The sequence below is a fragment of the Burkholderia sp. AU32262 genome (genome assembly GCF_020419985.1).
GTDB lineage: Bacteria > Pseudomonadota > Gammaproteobacteria > Burkholderiales > Burkholderiaceae > Burkholderia > Burkholderia semiarida.
The window spans coordinates 82,079-97,484 of the sequence record NZ_JAIZRS010000023.1; the positions used below are offsets into that span (position 1 = coordinate 82,079).

A 15,406-nucleotide genomic window follows, 5' to 3' on the forward strand; every position below is an offset into this window, starting at 1 on the left:
TCGTTCACCAGCTGAAACCCTTCGCGTTGCCGCGATCGACGACCTTCACGTCGACGGGAATCGCCTTGGGCACCGTCGCGCCCCACTTGCGCGCGATCGCGATGCCGAGCGCGATGCGCACCTGGTCGGCCGGGAACTGCGCGGTCGTCTCGATGAACTTCGAGTTCGGCTTCTGGATCGCGGCGATCGCCTCGGGCGCGCCGTCGACGCTCGTCAGCTTGATGTCCTTGCCGGAGCCCTCGATCGCGGCGAGCGCGCCCATCGAGCCGCCGTCGTTCACGCTGAAGATGCCCTTCAGGTTCGGATGCGCGGAGATCATGTTCTCGGTCACCGACAGCGCGGCGGCGCGCTCCTGCTTGCCGTTCTGCGTATCGACGAGCTTCACGTTCGGGAATTTCGCGAGCCCGGCCTTGCAGCCGCGCACGCGTTCGAGAATCGGCACGACCGGAATGCCGTCGAGGATCGCGACCTCGCCGCTGCCGCCGATCGCCTTCGCGAGGTATTCGCACGACATCACGCCCGCGTCGTAATTCTTCGAGCCGACGAACGAATCGACCGGCCCGTTCGCGTTCGCATCGACGGCCACGACGACCGCGCCGGCCTTCTTCGCCTGCGTGATCGCCGACTGGATGCCGGTCGAATCGGTCGGGTTCACGAGCAGGATGTCGATCTTCTTCTGCAGCATGTCCTCGACGTCGCTCACCTGCTTGCTGACGTCGTGATGCGCGTCGGTGACGACGACCTGCGCGCCGATCGACGCGGCCGCGTCGTTCAGCGCCTTTTGCATCGTCACGAAATACGGGTTGTTCAGTTCCTGGAACGTCATGCCGATCCGCAGCGGCGCGGCGTGCGCGGCGGCGGCGGGCAACAGGGCCGCGGCAGCGAGCGCGGCAACGGCCGCCAGGCGGGCGGCGCGACGGGAAGAAGAAGCGGGCGATGCGTGCGTCATGACGGTGTCTCCAGATTGTGTGCGGCTTTTTCGTGGGTGAATGCGCCCCTCGCGACGCAAGCGACGCGATTCGGCTGGGTGAAACGGTTGGGAAAGCTCGGGCGGGCGGCGGCCCGACGATCATCCGGGCTGCGGCACGAGTTCGGGCGCGCCGGGCGTCAGCACGCGCGGCGGCAGCGGGTTACCGGTGGGCGCCGCATGCAGCGCCAGCTCGCGGCTGCGCGCGTTCAGGCGCTGCAGCGCGCGGAATTCGGACGGCGCCATCCCCTTCACCGCGCGGAACTGGCGGTTGAAGTTCGACACGTTGTTGAAGCCGGCCTGGAAACAGATGTCGGTGATGCTCGCGTCGTCGGCGAGCAGCATCTGGCACGCGGATTCGATCCGCAGACGATTCACGTACTGGACGAACGGCATGCCCGTATGGCGATGGAACGCGCGCGAGAACGCGCTGACGCTCTGCCCGGTCAGTTGCGCGAGATCGGATTCGCGCAGCTCGGACGCGAGGTTCTTGCCGATATACGACAGCGCGTGGCTGAGCCGCGTCGGCGTGATGTCGGCCTGATCGTAGGCGGGGCTTGCGAGCAGCGTGCGTTCGGCCGCGTCGCACAGCCGTTCGAGAATCGTCATGAACAGCGCGATGCGGCGCATCCCGCGCGCGGTCAGCAGCTCGTCGAACAACGGCGCGATCGCGGCGCTCGTCGCGGCGTCGAAGCCGACCCCGCGCCGCGCATCGTCGAGCAGCGCCTGCGCGTCGCGGCATTCGGGGAATGCGTCCATGCAGCGCCGCACGAACGACGGATCGAACTGGATCACGAGATTGCGGCGCTCGACGGTTTCGCCTGCGGCCATGTCGCTGACCCAGTTGTGCGGCAGGTTCGGCCCGAGCAGCACGAGATGGCCGGGGCCGAACGAGCCGATGTGATCGCCGACGAAATACTTGCCGTGCGTCGCGACGATCAGGTGCAGCTCGAATTCGGGATGGAAATGCCAGCGGATCGTGCGATACGGATAGCCGTGCGACCAGACCTTGAACGACTCGTCGCGTCGCACGTCGACCACTTCGAGATCGGGGTGCATCATGTTGGCGTCTCCATTCCCTTGGTTCGCTGGCCGGCCTGTTCGGCTGTGCGCGCGTGCGCCGCGTGTCTCGCGCGGCGCCGCGACCGGTCGCATGGGAAGCAATGTAGGTCGATCGCGCGCGCGGCTCCACCAACTTTACGCCTGATTTTCGATACTTTTTTGCCGCCTGCGGGCGGAAATGGCGCCAGAAGGCAAATTTGTTGCAGCGCGGAATGGTGCGGCGGCCGTCCGCGCCGATCGCCCGCGCCGGCTTACGCCGCCGCGTGCTCGCGCGCCGTGCGCGCCTCGTACGCCTTCAGGTGGTTGTACGCGATCCGCAGCAGCGACAGCGTATCGGCCGCCTGCGGGTCGCGCCGCGCGAGCAGGTCGCCGATCACGTGATCGGCCTCGACGCGCGCATGGTTCTCGACGTCGCGCAGCATCGACGCGGTCAGCGGCGACGGCGTCAGCACCATCCGCTGCATCCGCTCGCCGGCCGCCGGGTCGGGCCGATGGCCGTTGTATTCGGCGATCGCGCTGCATTCGGCGAGCATCGTCTCGAGCAGGCGGCGGCCGTCCGGCGCGGCGAGAATGTCGCCGATCGACCCGCGAAACAGCGACGTGCTCGCGGCGAGCGTTGCCAGAAACACCCACTTGTCCCACATCCGCGCGGCGATGTCGTCGCTGAGCGTCGCGTCGAAGCCCGCGCCGCCGAGCACGTCGGCCACCGCGCGCACGCGCGGCGATTCGCCGCCGGCCAGTTCGCCGAACGACACGCCGTGCGTGTCGTTCAGATGCACGATGCGCTGCTCGCGATCGAGCGTCGCCGCGATCACGCACAGGCCGCCGAGCACCTGCGCGGCGCCGAAGCGCTCGCGCAGCACGTCGAGGTGGCGCATCCCGTTGAGCATCGGCAGGATCAGCGTCCGCGGCCCGACGAACGGTGCGAACGACGCAATCGCGTCGTCGAGGCTGTACGCCTTGCAGCTCAGCAGCACGAGATCGAACGGCGCGACGCCGGCGCCCGCGTCGCCCGCGCGCACGGTCTGCACGTTCGCGAGCGTCAGGTCGCCGCGCGGGCTGCGGATCAGCAGCCCGTCGCGCGCGAGCGCGGCGGCGCGGCCCTCGCGCACCAGGAACGTCACGTCGCGCCCCGCCGCGGCCAGCCGGCCGCCGAAGTATCCGCCGACCGCGCCGGCCCCTACCACCAGAATCCGCATCGTTGCCTCCTTTCGTTTCGTTCGGTGTCCGCGCGCTGCCCGTGCGTGGGCAACGCAGACCGTCGCCCGACAGTATAGCGGCCGCTGTTATGCATATGCATAGATGCCCGCGCCCGCGTCGCGGACATCGGGAAATGACCGCTTCTAAGGGATTTCCCGTCTACGGCGACACGCATGGCGCGCCGTCAAGAGACTTATCCCGTCACGCCGTTCCGGCAAGCGTTCTCGACTGACCAACCTCACACCATGCGCAATCTTTCCCTGAATCAAAAACTCGCGTCGATGATCGTCATCCTGTGGCTCGGCCTGCTCGTGATCGCCGGGCTCGGCGCATGGCAGACCCGCGCGTCGATGATCGCGGACCGCCGCGACCAGCTTGCATCGCTGGTCGCGCAGGCCGCGAGCGTGACCGATCACTACTACAAGCTGTCGCAGCAGAACGCGCTGCCGGAAGCCGATGCGAAGCAGAAGGCGCTCGAGGCGATCGCCGCGATGCGCCATGGCGTCGACGGCTATATCTCGGTCAACGATTCGAAGCCGGTGATCGTGATGCATCCGATCAAGGCCGAGCTCAACGGCAAGGACGTGTCGAATTTCACCGATCCGAACGGCCAGCACCTGTTCGTCGAGATCGTGAAGGCCGGCAACGCGGAAGGCGGCAAGGGCTTCGTCGAATATCTGTGGCCGAAGCCGGGCGCGGACAAGCCGCAGGAGAAGACCAGCGCCGTGCAGCGCTTCGCGCCGTGGGACTGGTATCTGGTGACCGGCATGTACATGGACGACGTGCGCACGGCGGTGCTCGCAAGCGTCGGCCGCTGGTTCGCGATGACGGCCGTGCTCGGCGCGATCGCGACCGCCGTGATGGTGCTGGTGCTGAAAAGCGTGCGCGCGAACCTCGGCGGCGAGCTCGAAGTGGCGCTCGACGCCGCGCAACGCATCGCGCAGGGCGACCTGACCGCGCGCGTGGCCGTGAAGCAGGACGATCGCGGCAGCCTGCTGCATGCGCTGCACACGATGCAGGGCGGGCTGATCGACATGGTGTCGCGCGTCCGCACCGGCACCGAGAACATCAACGTCGGCGCGAGCGAGATCGCCTCCGGCAACACGGACCTGTCGCAGCGCACCGAGGAACAGGCGGCCGCGCTCGTGCAGACCGCGTCGAGCATGGACCAGATGACCGCGAACGTGAAGCAGAACGCGGACAGCGCCGCGCAGGCCGCGTCGCTTGCCGGCCAGGCCGCGCAGGTCGCGACGCGCGGCAGCGCGGTGGTCGACGACGTCGTGCGCACGATGAACGAGATCACCGACCGTTCGCACAAGATCGGCGACATCATCGGCGTGATCGACGGGATCGCGTTCCAGACCAACATCCTCGCGCTGAACGCGGCCGTCGAAGCGGCGCGGGCGGGCGAACAGGGCCGCGGCTTCGCGGTGGTCGCGGCCGAAGTGCGCTCGCTCGCGCAACGCTCGGCGACGGCGGCCAAGGAAATCAAGTCGCTGATCGTGTCGTCGAACGAGACGGTCCAGCACGGCGCGACGCTCGTCACGCACGCGGGCGAGACGATGGCCGAGATCGTGCAATCGGTGCGGCGCGTGAACGAGATCCTCGACGAAATCAGCCACGCATCGCGCGAGCAGAGCGCCGGGATCGAGCAGGTCAACCGCGCGGTGGGTGAGATGGATCAGGTCACGCAGCAGAACGCAGCGCTCGTCGAGCAGGCCGCGGCGGCCGCGCATTCGCTGCGCGATCAGGCCGAGGCGCTGCGCGACGCGGTGACGCGGTTCGCGTTGCCGGCCTGACGGTGCCCCACCCTGCGCTCACGCCGCGCTGCCCGCCCGCCGCGCGGCCTCGGCGCTGCCGAGCCCCAGCCCCGCCGCCCGCTGGATCAGCTCGACGTCGTTGTTCGCGCCGAGCTTCTTCATCGCGCTGATCTTCTGCGCACTGACCGTCTGCTTGCCCTTGCTCAGGCGCTGCGCGATCGTCTTGATCGGTACGCCCGCCAGATACAGGCGAATGACCTCGATCTCGCGCGCCGACAGCTTCACGGGCGCGTCGCCGCGCGTGCCGAGCGCATCGACCGCGCGCCGCACGGACGGCGACAGGTAGGCGCCGCCGCTGTAGCTCGAATGGATCGCCGTGACGATGTGGCCGACCTCGTCGAGCTTGCTGACGATGCTCACGCCGCCGTTCGCGAGGATCGACCGGAAGATCAGCGGGTTCTCGTTCGCGACCAGCGCGACGATGCCGACGTTCGGCCGCGTGCGGCGCAGCCAGTCGAACAGCGCGAGGCCGTCCATCTGCTCGTCGCCGCGAATCGCATAGTCGACCAGCACGATGTCGCAATCGACGCCGCCGAGCGACGCGACCAGTTCGGCCGCGCTCCGGTAGACCGCGACGAGCTCGATCGCGCAGCTGCTGTCTGCGATCTGCTCGATACCGGCCAGCGTCAGCGGCCAGTCGTATGCGACGACGATGCGAACGTTGAATTTCCTCATGCGCAGTTCCTGGTGGTTCACCGGCCCCGCCACGCGAAGCGCACGCGACCGGTTGGGCGTTGAAATGACGTTCAGGCTATTTTTAGCCCGAATGCCGATTCTATGAATGTCCGCCCGGGCGCGATATCGGACGGCGTACGAATTGGCCGCCGAAAACGTAATACAGGTTTGATATTTGCGGCGTTCGACGCGCGACGACCGGCAGATGGGCCGCCGCGGGATCGGCCGGATGGCCGACCGCACGCACCGCGCGGCCGGCCAGCGGGTAAAATTGCGCGTTTGCATGCCACCCCGGCCCGCCGGCGGCGAGCGACGCGCCGTCACCGGCCGCGCGCGCCCGCGCCTTCGCCGGCTTGCCCGTACTGCCCGCTTTCCTCATGACCGATTCCGACCTGCAATCCGACGACACCTCCATCCACGAAGACGGCCTCTGGCGCGACAACGGCTGGACGGCCCGCATCATCAAGAACGAAGACGACGACGGCTGGGCCGTCGAAATGGTCAAGGACGGCGAGTCCGAGCCCGCGCTCGTCGGGCCGTGGACCATGGGCCGCGACAAGAAGAACCCGAAACCGATGGACGCGAACGCGTTCCGCACGCTCGTGAAGACCGCGACCGAAGTGCTGATGCGCCACGAACAGCAGCGGCGCGCGATGCTGCACAAGGAAGTGACGGTGCAGGACGAAGCCGGGCAGGATGTGTCGGTGACGCTCGACATCGTGCCGGACGAGTTCGAACCGTATGCGCAGCTCAAGGCATGCGATCCGTATGGCGAACTGCTGGCCGAAGCGAAGGTGTCGGCCGGGTTCAAGCTCAACAAGGCCAGCGCCGAACGCTGGGTCGCATCGGGTTTCGACCGGCCGGCCTGAGCGCGCGCGGCGCGCCGAAGCGCGCGGTCAGGCGCCAGCGCCCCGCTGCGCGCGTGCGAGCCGGCGGGCGGCCAGCTTGCGCCGCACCAGTTCCTCGAATTGCGGCGTCGCGGCCTCCGGGTCGCGCGCGGCCAGGCCGAGCACGTTGCGTGCGAGCTGGATCGGCGTCAGCACGATGCCCCACGGCAGCCCCCACCAGCCGAGCGCGGCCGACGCGAGCAGCGCGAGCGCCTGCTTCCTGCGGCCGCAGCGGCGGCAGCACACGTGGCGCCGCGTCGCCCAGCGCGTCACGAACACGAGCGACACGACGCGATGCGACGCGTGAATATCGACCGGCTGCCCTTCGCGCAGGCAGATCGGGCATGGCCCGTAGCGCCAGTCGTCCACATACTGCCGAACCTTCGCGTCGGGCACCCGTTCGGCCTCGACGACGACCGGATGCGCCTGCGCGCATGCCGGGCCGCAATAGCGGCGGCCGTCGATCGACTGCCCGCCGACCAGGAACGTCCTGCCGCACTGACTGCACTCTGCCACGATGACCTCGGATAAGCGTGATGCGCCGCGTGCCGGTTGCGCGCCCATCGATGCGCGTTCCGGCCGGGCCGTTTCCTGTTTTAACGGCTGCCGCCGCGCGGTCTTGAGCGCCGCCGCCGCGGCGCGTCAGCCATGCAGCCCGTGCGCGGTCATCAGACGGTACAGCGTCGCCCGCGAGATTCCCAGCTCCGACGCGGCGTTCGCATGCTGCTGCCGGTGACGCAGCAGCGTTTCCTCGATCGCGTGCCGCTCGGCCTGCCGGCGCGCCTGCGCGAGCGTCGGCGGGCGCAGCGACGTGTACGCGTGCAGTTCGAGATCGGCGGCGGAGATCAGCGGGCCGTTCGTCATCACGACGGCGAAGCGGATCCGGTTGATCAGCTCGCGCACGTTGCCGGGCCACGGATAGTTGTGGATCGCCTCGATCGCGCACGGCGTGAAGCCGCGAATCCGGTACGAGCCGTCGCCGCGATAGCGCCGCAGCACGTCGTCGGCCAGCAGCATGATGTCGCGGCCGCGCATGCGCAGCGGCGGCTCGTCGATCCGCAGCACGCACAGGCGGTAGTACAAGTCGGCGCGGAACCGCCCGGCCCGCATCGCGGCTTCGAGATCGACGTGGGTCGCCGACACGATCCGCACGTCGACCGGAATCGACGCATGCCCGCCGAGCCGCTCGATCTTCCCTTCCTGCAGGAACCGCAGCAGGCTCGCCTGGCTCTCGAACGGCATGTCGCCGATTTCGTCGAGAAACAGCGTGCCGCCGTGCGCGGCCTCGATGCGGCCGATCTTGCGCTGGTGCGCGCCCGTGAACGCGCCGCGCTCGTGCCCGAACAGTTCGGCCTGCAGCAGCGACGTCGGGATGGCCGCGCAGTTCACGGCGACGAACGGTGCGTCGGCGCGCGACGACTGCCGGTGGATCGCCGCAGCCGTCAGCTCCTTGCCGGTGCCGGATTCGCCGGCGATGAACACGGTCGCGTCGGTGTTCGCGACCTTGCGGATCGTCGCGAACAGCCGGCGCATCGCGCCGCACGCGCCGATCATCTCGCCGCCGGGCGGCGGCGCCTCCGCGGCCGGGTCGCCGTCCGCGAGCTTCAGCATCCCGTATGCATGGCCGACGAGATAGCCGATCGTCGTGTACGCCGCCGGGTTGCGCACGTAGTCGAAGCAGCAGCGGCGGATCAGGCGCGCGATCGCGAGGTTGCGCAACCGCTCGCCGCCGGCGAACGCGAGCCAGCCGACACGCGGGTCGCGCAGCAGCGCCTCGAACGACGCGACGTCCGGCGACGCGAAACTGTCGAAATCGACGATGCCCGCATGCGGACGGTTCGCCCTGACGAGATTCAGCGCATCGGCCACGGTTTTGGCGCGCCGCACGTCCCAGCCGCGCGACGCGAGCATATCGACGAGCGCGGCATCGTGTCGCTGCGACAGGTAAACGAGCGGGCGCGACGGCGCGACGGGGTCGTGCCGGACCGCGATGAACGGCAGCGCGCTCATCTGCCGTTCGACCTCTCGCGGGCCTGACATGCTCGGTTGACAACAATGGTTCACGATCGCCTCGCCGCATAAGGGTGGGTATCGGAGCGGCCGTTGCCCGATCGCGCCGGCGGGGCCCGCGGCCCTGCGGCGCGGCGCCGCTCCGTCCTCGAATCGATGCCGTGTCATCGGCAGAACACGACGCGCTGCGTGTAGACCTGCGGCTCGACGACGGGCTTCGCCGATCCGTTGAGATCGTCGCGATAGGCGCGGTAGGTCTTGCCGTTTACCGTCACGTCCGACGCGCGGGCCGTTTCGATCCGGTCGAGCCCGGTGTGCCGCCATGCGTTCACCCGGTCCGCCGCCGTCACGGCCGGCTCGCCCGCGATCTTCTGCGTGAGCGCGCTGCCGTCGCTCCACGGTTGCGTCCGCATGTCCTCGGCGTGCTGCATCGCGCCGACCGTCTTGCCGGTCGGCCTCGGCCCGCTCTGTGCGTCGAACGGCGCGCCTCGGCCGTACACCGGCGATTGCCACGATGGCGCGTGGCCCGCTTCCGGCATCATGTAGATCATCTGCGGATCGCCGATCATCATCATCGGCGCGCATGCCGCGTTGTCGGGACGGCCGAGGGTCGACAGCGCCTGCTGCACGCTCGCGGCGTTCGCAAGCGTCTGCTCGCTCAGGATGACGAAGACCGCGGGATTCTGGAAAACCGACTGCGCAGCGGCTTGCACGCTGGCCAGCAGCAAAGCGACCAAAAAGATCCTCATGATTGAGGCCTCCTTGCATCCTCGTCACGCAAAAGAGGTGTTGACCTCGGGGATCGGAACAACACCCGTCAAACAGGAAACGACCATCGGGCATCGGGTCGAACGCCTGCCGTGCGGCCGGCGCGCCGGTCGCACGGCAAACCGGTCCGCATGCTTACGACGAGGTACTCGTCGAGATGACGGTCGGCGCCGGCGCGACCGGCGCAGCAGGTGCGGCCTGCTGGTCGACCGTGGCCGGCGACAACGCTTGCGCCGGATCGGTCAACGCCGATGCGGCGGCGGGCGGCGCGGCGGCGGCTACTGCGGGTTCGACCGCGTCCGGCACTTTCGCGACGGGGGCCGGCATGTCGGCCGGTGCCGCGGCGACCGCCGGCGGCGCGGCCTCCGGGGCAGGCGGTTCGGCCGATGCCTGCGGCGCCGGTTCGACAGCCTTCGCATCGGCAGCCTTCGCATCGGCTGCCGGCGCCGCGACGACGGCAGCCGCCGGCATCGGTTCGGCCACCATCTCGCCCGCAGCCCGCGCCGTGTCGGTCGCGGCCGGCATCGGCTCCGGTACGTTGTCGGCGACGGGCTGTGCTGGCTCGGGAGCCGTGTCGGCGGCGGCCGGAGCAGGCCCGGGCGTCTTGTCGGCAATCGCCGGCGCGGGTTCGGAGGCTTTGTCGGCGACCGGCTGCGCGGGCTCCGGCGCCTTCGTATCGGCCACCGGTGCGGCCGGCGCTGGCGTGGCCTTGTCGGCCGCGACCGGTGCGGCAATGACCGCTGCAGCCGGCACGGCGGCCATTGCGGCGGCCGGTACGACCGACGCAGCGGGCGCGGCGACGGCCGCAGGCGCGGCTGTCGCCACGGGTGCCGCGGCCGAGGGGACTGCCGCTGCAACGGCCGGCGCGGCTGCGGCAACGGACGGCGTCGCGACGGCAGGCGCGGCGGCGACGGGCGCCATCGTCGGGACAGGAACCGGCACCGGCATCGAAACAGGCGCGGCGCGCATCGACGCCGTCTCGATCGGGCGCGTCGCCGCGGGCGCCGGCACGGTCGAGCCGAGCGGCGGCAGGCCCATCCGGTCGCGCACGATCGGATCGCGATACTTGATGTCGTCCGCGACGGTCGCTTCGACGCTGGGCGCCACGTTCGAACGCGCGAGCGGCGCGGTCGTGCCCGGACACAGGTGCCCGGTCGCCTCCACCGCGCGCCGGTTCGCATCGCTCTGGCACAGCAGCGCGAGCGCCACGTCGGTCAACCCCATCGCACGGAATTCGCGCGCATCGAGACGCCGCACGCAGGCCTGGTCGACCAGCGTCGTGCCGCCCGTCGCGCCGAACCCCGGGAACGACACGCCGACGCTCACCGAGCCCATGCAGGTATCGGACAGCGTGGTCGTGAGGCCGGGCGCCTGGATCGACGGATTCGTCTTGATCGTCTGCGTACCCGAGTAATTGACGTTTTCCGTCGCCTGCGTGTTGTACGGGCTGGAGCCCGGCGCGCCGGTCGCGAGTGCGTTCGTGCTCTGCGGCGCCACGTTGCCGCCGGCCGTAGTGGACGGCATCGTCACGTTCACGTTCACGCTCGAATTGCCGCTGCCGCGTACCCCGCTGCTGCTCGTGGCATTGCCGCCGCGCGAACTCGTGGTGTTCGTGTTCATGCTCGAACCACCGCCCTGGCTGATCGCGGTCGACGACGTCGTCGACTGCGCACTCGACGTCGAATCGGCGGTTTGCGCCTGGGCGCCGATCGTGGTCATCGCGAACATCGCCGCGCATGCCACCTTGATCCTGTTGCTGTTCATTTCACTCTCCGGACGAGGTTGGACCTCCGACCCAGGCAACCGTACTAATTCCCCTGAATGACTTCAGATTTCTCTGCTTCCCCGAACTGCTTCCAGCCGCTGCCCAGCTGGGACCACGAGCCGGCCGACATGCCCTGCCATTGCCGGGTGTCAGGTCCGCCGATCGCGCTGCCCGACGAAAGCGTTTGTTGTTCTGACGGTTTGGTTGTCTGGTCACGGTTGTTTGACGTCTGCATAGTCGATTGCCCGCCATCGGCGGCACGGTCGGCGCCATACGCCGTCAGCGACGCGAGCATCAGCGCGGCGGCAATCAGGTTCTGCTTCATGCCAACTCCTTACGTGACAACAAGGTGGAAAAGAGACCAGCGTCGCTGGGAAACTGGCCCCCCCACACCTGACTAATGACTGCTCCCGGTCGCGCTCGAGTCGGCCTGGCTTCCGCCCGATGCGGACGGCGAACCGGCCGGACCGGTACTCCACGCGGTCGACGCGTTGGTGTGATTCGAGCCCGCGATCGCGCCCGACCCGCCCATGCCCGTCCAACCCGCGGCGCCGGCGTTGGCCATGCCGTGGTCGTTCGCGCCCGTGGCCGTGTAGTGGTTCGCGCCGAGTACGATCGTGGCGGTCACCCCTCCCGAAAGCGCATTCGCGTTCTCGTTCGTGCTGCCGTTTCCGGCGAACGAGCCTGCGGCACCGATACCGCCGCCTGCCGCGAACGCGCCCCCGTTCGTGCCCCAACCGCTGGCCGTCGAAGTCGAGTTGTGATACGCGGACGCCGTGCCGGCGGAGCCGGCCGGTGTCACGGTACTGCCTGCATTCGCGCCGGCCGTCGAAGTCGAATTGCTGGTATAGCTGCCGGAGCCGACCAGCACCGAACCGGAAACACCCGCCGCAACGGATTGCGTCTGGTTGGTCGTGGACGATCCGGCCGCCAATGCAGCGGACGAAATGACGGTGAGCGCGGTCGCTAAAATGACTTTGGCTTTCATAGCAATCCCTTGCCGTGAGGAAGTTCGACGGTGGCGGAGCCGAGCCTGCCCGCACGCGGCAAGGCCCGGCCTCCGCACCGCCAGCCAATGACGAACGCTACGCGTCGCGGCTTAGTGGTGATACGTCCAGCCGGTCGAGCCCGCATTCGCGCCGCTGCTGCCGCCTGCTTGTGCGCCGCCGAAGCCGAAGCCGCCGACCGTCGACGTTTGCGTGTGGTTCGTGTACGAGATCGAGCCGCTGCCGCCGTAGCCCGCCGTTGCACCGGCTGCGCCGAGGGCGGAGCCGGAATCGGTCGCGGTGAAGTGGCCGAACCCGGTGACCCCTGCCATCGTCTGGCCACCGCTCGTCGAAGTGGTGCTCGACACCGTGCCGCTGCCGGCAAACGCTGCACCCGAAACCACCAGAACTGCTGCTGCAATCAGAAGCTTCTTCATGGTCGACTCCATAACGGCGTGGAGAGAATGAGCATGGAAGATCGCACGCCATCGATCCTCCTGCCTCGAGCAATCCTCAAAAAATAAGGATTGCTATCAAATCGGGAAATAATTATCGAATTGCAAACCTTCTCATTTATTTTTGGCCAGCCGAAGTCTAGTTTTATGTTTTCAATTTTTCCAAAATTTATGCGTAGGTGTTTTCTATTATTTTTATGAGCATTGATACGCTCTTGAAACACCCATGATTACATCAACCGGAACGACGCGCGCATCCTTCCGGCTCGCGATTTTCAATACCCCATCCAAAAGTGACGCGCAAACCAGGCACCCGCTTTCCGAATTGAAAATTCGCGAATGTATTTAATACTGCAAAATGCGGCACGCGTTCCGCATATGCCCTTTAGCCGGGCGATAACGGGCATGCATTGCAGCCAGACGACATGTCTGCTCCCTGAGCTGACGGAGAAAGGCCTTCCGGATAATCCGGCCGACGCGCGTTCGATCTAGTCCGGCCGGCGCCGGCACTGGCCCGGCGCGATCGAAACGGCTCTGCACGGTTGAAGTGGAATCGGCGCGCTGTCCGGCATGAACAGCGTGGCCCATCCGGGAACGCTCGATGAAGTCGAGCATCGCTGTCGCCGGGTTGCGGCGCGCAACGGCAACCGCTCCAGCACGCGGCGCGCGCGGAGGGCGCGAAATCGGCAAGGCGCGACCGGCGACGCTGGCACTGCGTCGCAAGCGCTACCCCGATCAATCGGACTACCCCTATGGTGCGCAAGAAACGCGCGGATCAAGCCACTGCTTATAGTGTTCATCGCCGCTTCCCCGACTGGCTTATGACGAACTGGCCGCCCCCACATCGTTGTTGCATCGTGTCGACCGCTCGCCGGTGCGTCCTGTGTCGCAAACCGCATGCCATGCGATATTCCACCGAGCATTGCGCGCCGAAAACAGCCGCCAGGCCTGATCATTTCGCCGGAAACGGCATTTTTTGTTTCACGAATGTATCGCGATAACGGGACGTTCGCGGCAGTGATCCTCGAACAATGCGACGCAATGCGCTGATTTGGCGGACGAATTCGGCGCGCCGAGGCACGCCGGACACCCCTGCGAACGGTTGTTTCATAGTTGAGAAGCGTTTCGCGACAGGGCCGCTGGTTCACGCGCTTGCGCCGGCAAACCGCGTGTTGCAGCATGCCGGCAAACCTTCCATGACGCCGGACAACGCGGATTCAGTCGCTCGATGCTCGACGCCGAATGGCCGCCGATACGGCCGGAACACCGAGTCGCTCCGAAATGGGAAACGGATTTGATTCATCCGTGAGAATAGCCACACGATCATGCAGCGAGAATGCTGCCGTCCGGTGCGTTGCGGACATAAAAATTTAAAAGGAAAAACATGCGATCCTGGCAAAAACGGGCGCATCATTTTTTCGTTTCCATTCGATTCGCCTTTCATCCATGGCGCACCGACGGGTCATTCATTGAAGCGACATATTCGATCCACCATCCGCTTGATTCTCATCACTGAAACATGCCGATTCAAAACGGTGCTCACGTCGCCAATCTCGCGACAGCCTGGTTTATCGCGCATCTCGTCGTATCGGACCGCATCGATCCTGCGACCGACACGGACGCGTCACTGCCCCACCATGCACGCGCGAAACACGAACGTACATACCGAACGGTCAATGCGCGGTAGCGGCCGCACGCCAATCGGCGTGTCGGTGAAAAGGCGATGAAGGTCGCCACCGATCGATGCTTGCGTCGTTCAGGCATCGACGGGGTCGTCAGTGAAACCGGAGCGCCGCGCCGGCATTCCGCCAGGCAACGGTCGACGCGAATTGATGAGCGGCAACGGGCCGGCCGCCCGTCAGCCGAGCAGCTCCTTCTTCCGCAGATGCGCGACGTCGCGCATCGGCGGCGCGCCGAACAGCCGGCTATATTCGCGGCTGAACTGCGACGCGCTTTCGTAGCCGACGACGGCCGCCACCGACCCGACGTCGCCGCCCTGCCGCAGCAGCAGCCGCCGCGCCTCGTGCAGCCGCAGCTGCTTCTGGTACTGCAGCGGGCTCAGCGTCGTCACGTGCTTGAAATGATGGTGCAGCGACGACACGCTCATGTTGACCGCCTGCGCGAGCGACTCGACGCGCATCGGCTCCGCGAAGTGATCGCGGATCCATTCGATCGCACGCGCGATCCGGTGCGTCTGGCTGCCGGCGATCGCCATGTGCCGCAGCCGCGTGCCCTGCCCGCTCGTCATCAGCCGGTACAGCACTTCCTTCTCGATCAGCGGCGCGACGACCGCGATGTCGGCCGGCGTATCGAGCAGCCGCAGCAGTCTCAACGCCGCATCGAGCAGCGGCGGCGTCAGCTCGGCGAGCGCGATCCCCTCGCCTTCCGGGCCGGCTTCGGGCTCGGGCAGCCGCATCTCGGCCGCGAGCTCGACGATGCGCTGCGGATCGAGCGTCAGCGACAGGCACAGGTACGGCGCCTCCGGCGTTGCACGCGTCACGCGCGACAGGATCGGCAAGTCGATCGACGTAATCAGGCAATTCTGGGTGTCGTATTCGTATGCCTGGCCGGCCACGATCACGCGCTTCGCGCCCTGCGCGGCGATCACCAGCGCGGCGCGCGACACGCCGCAGCCGAGGTCGACCGGCCGCGTGTGCCGATGCAGCATCAGGCCCGGCACGGCCGTCGAATGCGAGCCGTCGGCCGGCGCGAAGCGGCCGATCAGCGACGCCAGTTCGCGCCGGCCGGACTCGCGCGACGCGACGATATCGGTCATGTCCATGACGCATCCTCGAATGATTTCCCGTGTCG

The 15,406-nt window shown here is 67.6% G+C and carries 16 protein-coding genes; 3 read left to right on the top strand and 13 right to left on the bottom strand.

All coding sequences use genetic code 11. From position 1 onward, the window contains the following. Positions 1-4: 4 nt before the first annotated feature. The 3 genes from LGN10_RS25155 to panE all read right to left on the bottom strand — a co-directional run bounded on the left by LGN10_RS25155 (position 5) and on the right by panE (position 3,228). A complete protein-coding gene (locus LGN10_RS25155; RefSeq protein WP_089465670.1) occupies positions 5-949 on the bottom strand; it encodes a substrate-binding domain-containing protein in 945 nt (314 codons plus the stop codon). Positions 950-1,069: 120 nt separating this feature from the next. Beyond that, positions 1,070-2,029, bottom strand: coding sequence for an AraC family transcriptional regulator (locus tag LGN10_RS25160; RefSeq protein WP_059639749.1), 960 nt, complete (start codon positions 2,027-2,029; stop codon positions 1,070-1,072). A 251-nt stretch (positions 2,030-2,280) separates the two neighbouring features. Then, on the bottom strand, positions 2,281-3,228 hold the full coding sequence (gene panE, locus LGN10_RS25165) for a 2-dehydropantoate 2-reductase (protein ID WP_099317659.1): 948 nt from the start codon (positions 3,226-3,228) through the stop codon (positions 2,281-2,283). Between the two features lie 246 nt (positions 3,229-3,474). Here panE and LGN10_RS25170 point away from each other — a divergent pair, with 246 nt between their 5' ends. After that, positions 3,475-5,028 (top strand): methyl-accepting chemotaxis protein, encoded by a 1,554-nt coding sequence (locus LGN10_RS25170; RefSeq protein ID WP_089465672.1) that lies wholly within the window; start codon positions 3,475-3,477, stop codon positions 5,026-5,028. Positions 5,029-5,046: 18 nt separating this feature from the next. Here LGN10_RS25170 and LGN10_RS25175 read toward each other — a convergent pair whose 3' ends face one another. Next, a complete protein-coding gene (locus tag LGN10_RS25175) occupies positions 5,047-5,724 on the bottom strand; it encodes a response regulator transcription factor (RefSeq protein ID WP_059585111.1) in 678 nt (225 codons plus the stop codon). Between the two features lie 377 nt (positions 5,725-6,101). On the opposite strand from LGN10_RS25175, the gene LGN10_RS25180 reads away from it, so the two are divergent. Beyond that, positions 6,102-6,593 (top strand): hypothetical protein, encoded by a 492-nt coding sequence (locus LGN10_RS25180; RefSeq protein WP_059584743.1) that lies wholly within the window; start codon positions 6,102-6,104, stop codon positions 6,591-6,593. A 27-nt stretch (positions 6,594-6,620) separates the two neighbouring features. On the opposite strand, the gene LGN10_RS25185 is transcribed toward LGN10_RS25180, so the two are convergent. The 4 genes from LGN10_RS25185 to LGN10_RS25200 all read right to left on the bottom strand — a co-directional run bounded on the left by LGN10_RS25185 (position 6,621) and on the right by LGN10_RS25200 (position 10,913). Then, positions 6,621-7,127, bottom strand: a complete 507-nt coding sequence (locus LGN10_RS25185) for a hypothetical protein (RefSeq protein ID WP_059639752.1) — start codon at positions 7,125-7,127, stop codon at positions 6,621-6,623. Between the two features lie 126 nt (positions 7,128-7,253). Then, positions 7,254-8,621: a sigma-54 dependent transcriptional regulator gene (locus LGN10_RS25190; RefSeq protein ID WP_373453017.1), complete on the bottom strand. Its 1,368-nt coding sequence runs from the start codon at positions 8,619-8,621 to the stop codon at positions 7,254-7,256. Between the two features lie 164 nt (positions 8,622-8,785). Then, entirely contained in the window at positions 8,786-9,370 is a 585-nt protein-coding gene (locus tag LGN10_RS25195; RefSeq protein WP_059584737.1) for a hypothetical protein, read from the bottom strand. Positions 9,371-9,524: 154 nt separating this feature from the next. Next, entirely contained in the window at positions 9,525-10,913 is a 1,389-nt protein-coding gene (locus LGN10_RS25200; RefSeq protein WP_226225368.1) for a chemotaxis protein CheA, read from the bottom strand. Between LGN10_RS25200 and LGN10_RS33755 the strand changes: the two genes are divergently transcribed. After that, a complete protein-coding gene (locus LGN10_RS33755; protein ID WP_226093905.1) occupies positions 10,903-11,214 on the top strand; it encodes a hypothetical protein in 312 nt (103 codons plus the stop codon). The genes LGN10_RS25200 and LGN10_RS33755 overlap by 11 nt on opposite strands. Here the strand turns inward: LGN10_RS33755 and LGN10_RS25210 are convergent. The 5 genes from LGN10_RS25210 to LGN10_RS25230 all read right to left on the bottom strand — a co-directional run bounded on the left by LGN10_RS25210 (position 11,198) and on the right by LGN10_RS25230 (position 15,377). Further along, a complete protein-coding gene (locus LGN10_RS25210; RefSeq protein ID WP_226225369.1) occupies positions 11,198-11,479 on the bottom strand; it encodes a hypothetical protein in 282 nt (93 codons plus the stop codon). The genes LGN10_RS33755 and LGN10_RS25210 overlap by 17 nt on opposite strands. Positions 11,480-11,551: 72 nt before the next feature. Beyond that, positions 11,552-12,142 (bottom strand): hypothetical protein, encoded by a 591-nt coding sequence (locus LGN10_RS25215; protein WP_059584733.1) that lies wholly within the window; start codon positions 12,140-12,142, stop codon positions 11,552-11,554. A gap of 111 nt (positions 12,143-12,253) precedes the next feature. After that, a complete protein-coding gene (locus LGN10_RS25220; protein WP_059585110.1) occupies positions 12,254-12,577 on the bottom strand; it encodes a hypothetical protein in 324 nt (107 codons plus the stop codon). 363 nt (positions 12,578-12,940) lie between these two features. Next, positions 12,941-13,210: a hypothetical protein gene (locus tag LGN10_RS25225; protein WP_179231784.1), complete on the bottom strand. Its 270-nt coding sequence runs from the start codon at positions 13,208-13,210 to the stop codon at positions 12,941-12,943. 1,243 nt (positions 13,211-14,453) lie between these two features. Next, positions 14,454-15,377, bottom strand: a complete 924-nt coding sequence (locus LGN10_RS25230) for an AraC family transcriptional regulator (protein ID WP_226225370.1) — start codon at positions 15,375-15,377, stop codon at positions 14,454-14,456. Positions 15,378-15,406 lie beyond the last annotated feature (29 nt).

What these genes read in the sequence shown, in the direction of transcription:
- LGN10_RS25175 (WP_059585111.1), bottom strand. Translation starts at nt 5,724, where the DNA reads ATGAGGAAATTCAACGTTCGCATCGTCGTCGCATACGACTGGCCGCTG.
- LGN10_RS25225 (WP_179231784.1), bottom strand. Translation starts at nt 13,210, where the DNA reads ATGCTCGACTTCATCGAGCGTTCCCGGATGGGCCACGCTGTTCATGCC.
- LGN10_RS25160 (WP_059639749.1), bottom strand. Translation starts at nt 2,029, where the DNA reads ATGATGCACCCCGATCTCGAAGTGGTCGACGTGCGACGCGACGAGTCG.
- LGN10_RS25215 (WP_059584733.1), bottom strand. Translation starts at nt 12,142, where the DNA reads ATGAAAGCCAAAGTCATTTTAGCGACCGCGCTCACCGTCATTTCGTCC.
- LGN10_RS25180 (WP_059584743.1), top strand. Translation starts at nt 6,102, where the DNA reads ATGACCGATTCCGACCTGCAATCCGACGACACCTCCATCCACGAAGAC.
- LGN10_RS25200 (WP_226225368.1), bottom strand. Translation starts at nt 10,913, where the DNA reads ATGCCGTCCACTACGGCCGGCGGCAACGTGGCGCCGCAGAGCACGAAC.
- LGN10_RS25195 (WP_059584737.1), bottom strand. Translation starts at nt 9,370, where the DNA reads ATGAGGATCTTTTTGGTCGCTTTGCTGCTGGCCAGCGTGCAAGCCGCT.
- LGN10_RS25230 (WP_226225370.1), bottom strand. Translation starts at nt 15,377, where the DNA reads ATGGACATGACCGATATCGTCGCGTCGCGCGAGTCCGGCCGGCGCGAA.
- panE (WP_099317659.1), bottom strand. Translation starts at nt 3,228, where the DNA reads ATGCGGATTCTGGTGGTAGGGGCCGGCGCGGTCGGCGGATACTTCGGC.
- LGN10_RS25170 (WP_089465672.1), top strand. Translation starts at nt 3,475, where the DNA reads ATGCGCAATCTTTCCCTGAATCAAAAACTCGCGTCGATGATCGTCATC.
- LGN10_RS25220 (WP_059585110.1), bottom strand. Translation starts at nt 12,577, where the DNA reads ATGAAGAAGCTTCTGATTGCAGCAGCAGTTCTGGTGGTTTCGGGTGCA.
- LGN10_RS25155 (WP_089465670.1), bottom strand. Translation starts at nt 949, where the DNA reads ATGACGCACGCATCGCCCGCTTCTTCTTCCCGTCGCGCCGCCCGCCTG.
- LGN10_RS25210 (WP_226225369.1), bottom strand. Translation starts at nt 11,479, where the DNA reads ATGAAGCAGAACCTGATTGCCGCCGCGCTGATGCTCGCGTCGCTGACG.
- LGN10_RS25190 (WP_373453017.1), bottom strand. Translation starts at nt 8,621, where the DNA reads ATGAGCGCGCTGCCGTTCATCGCGGTCCGGCACGACCCCGTCGCGCCG.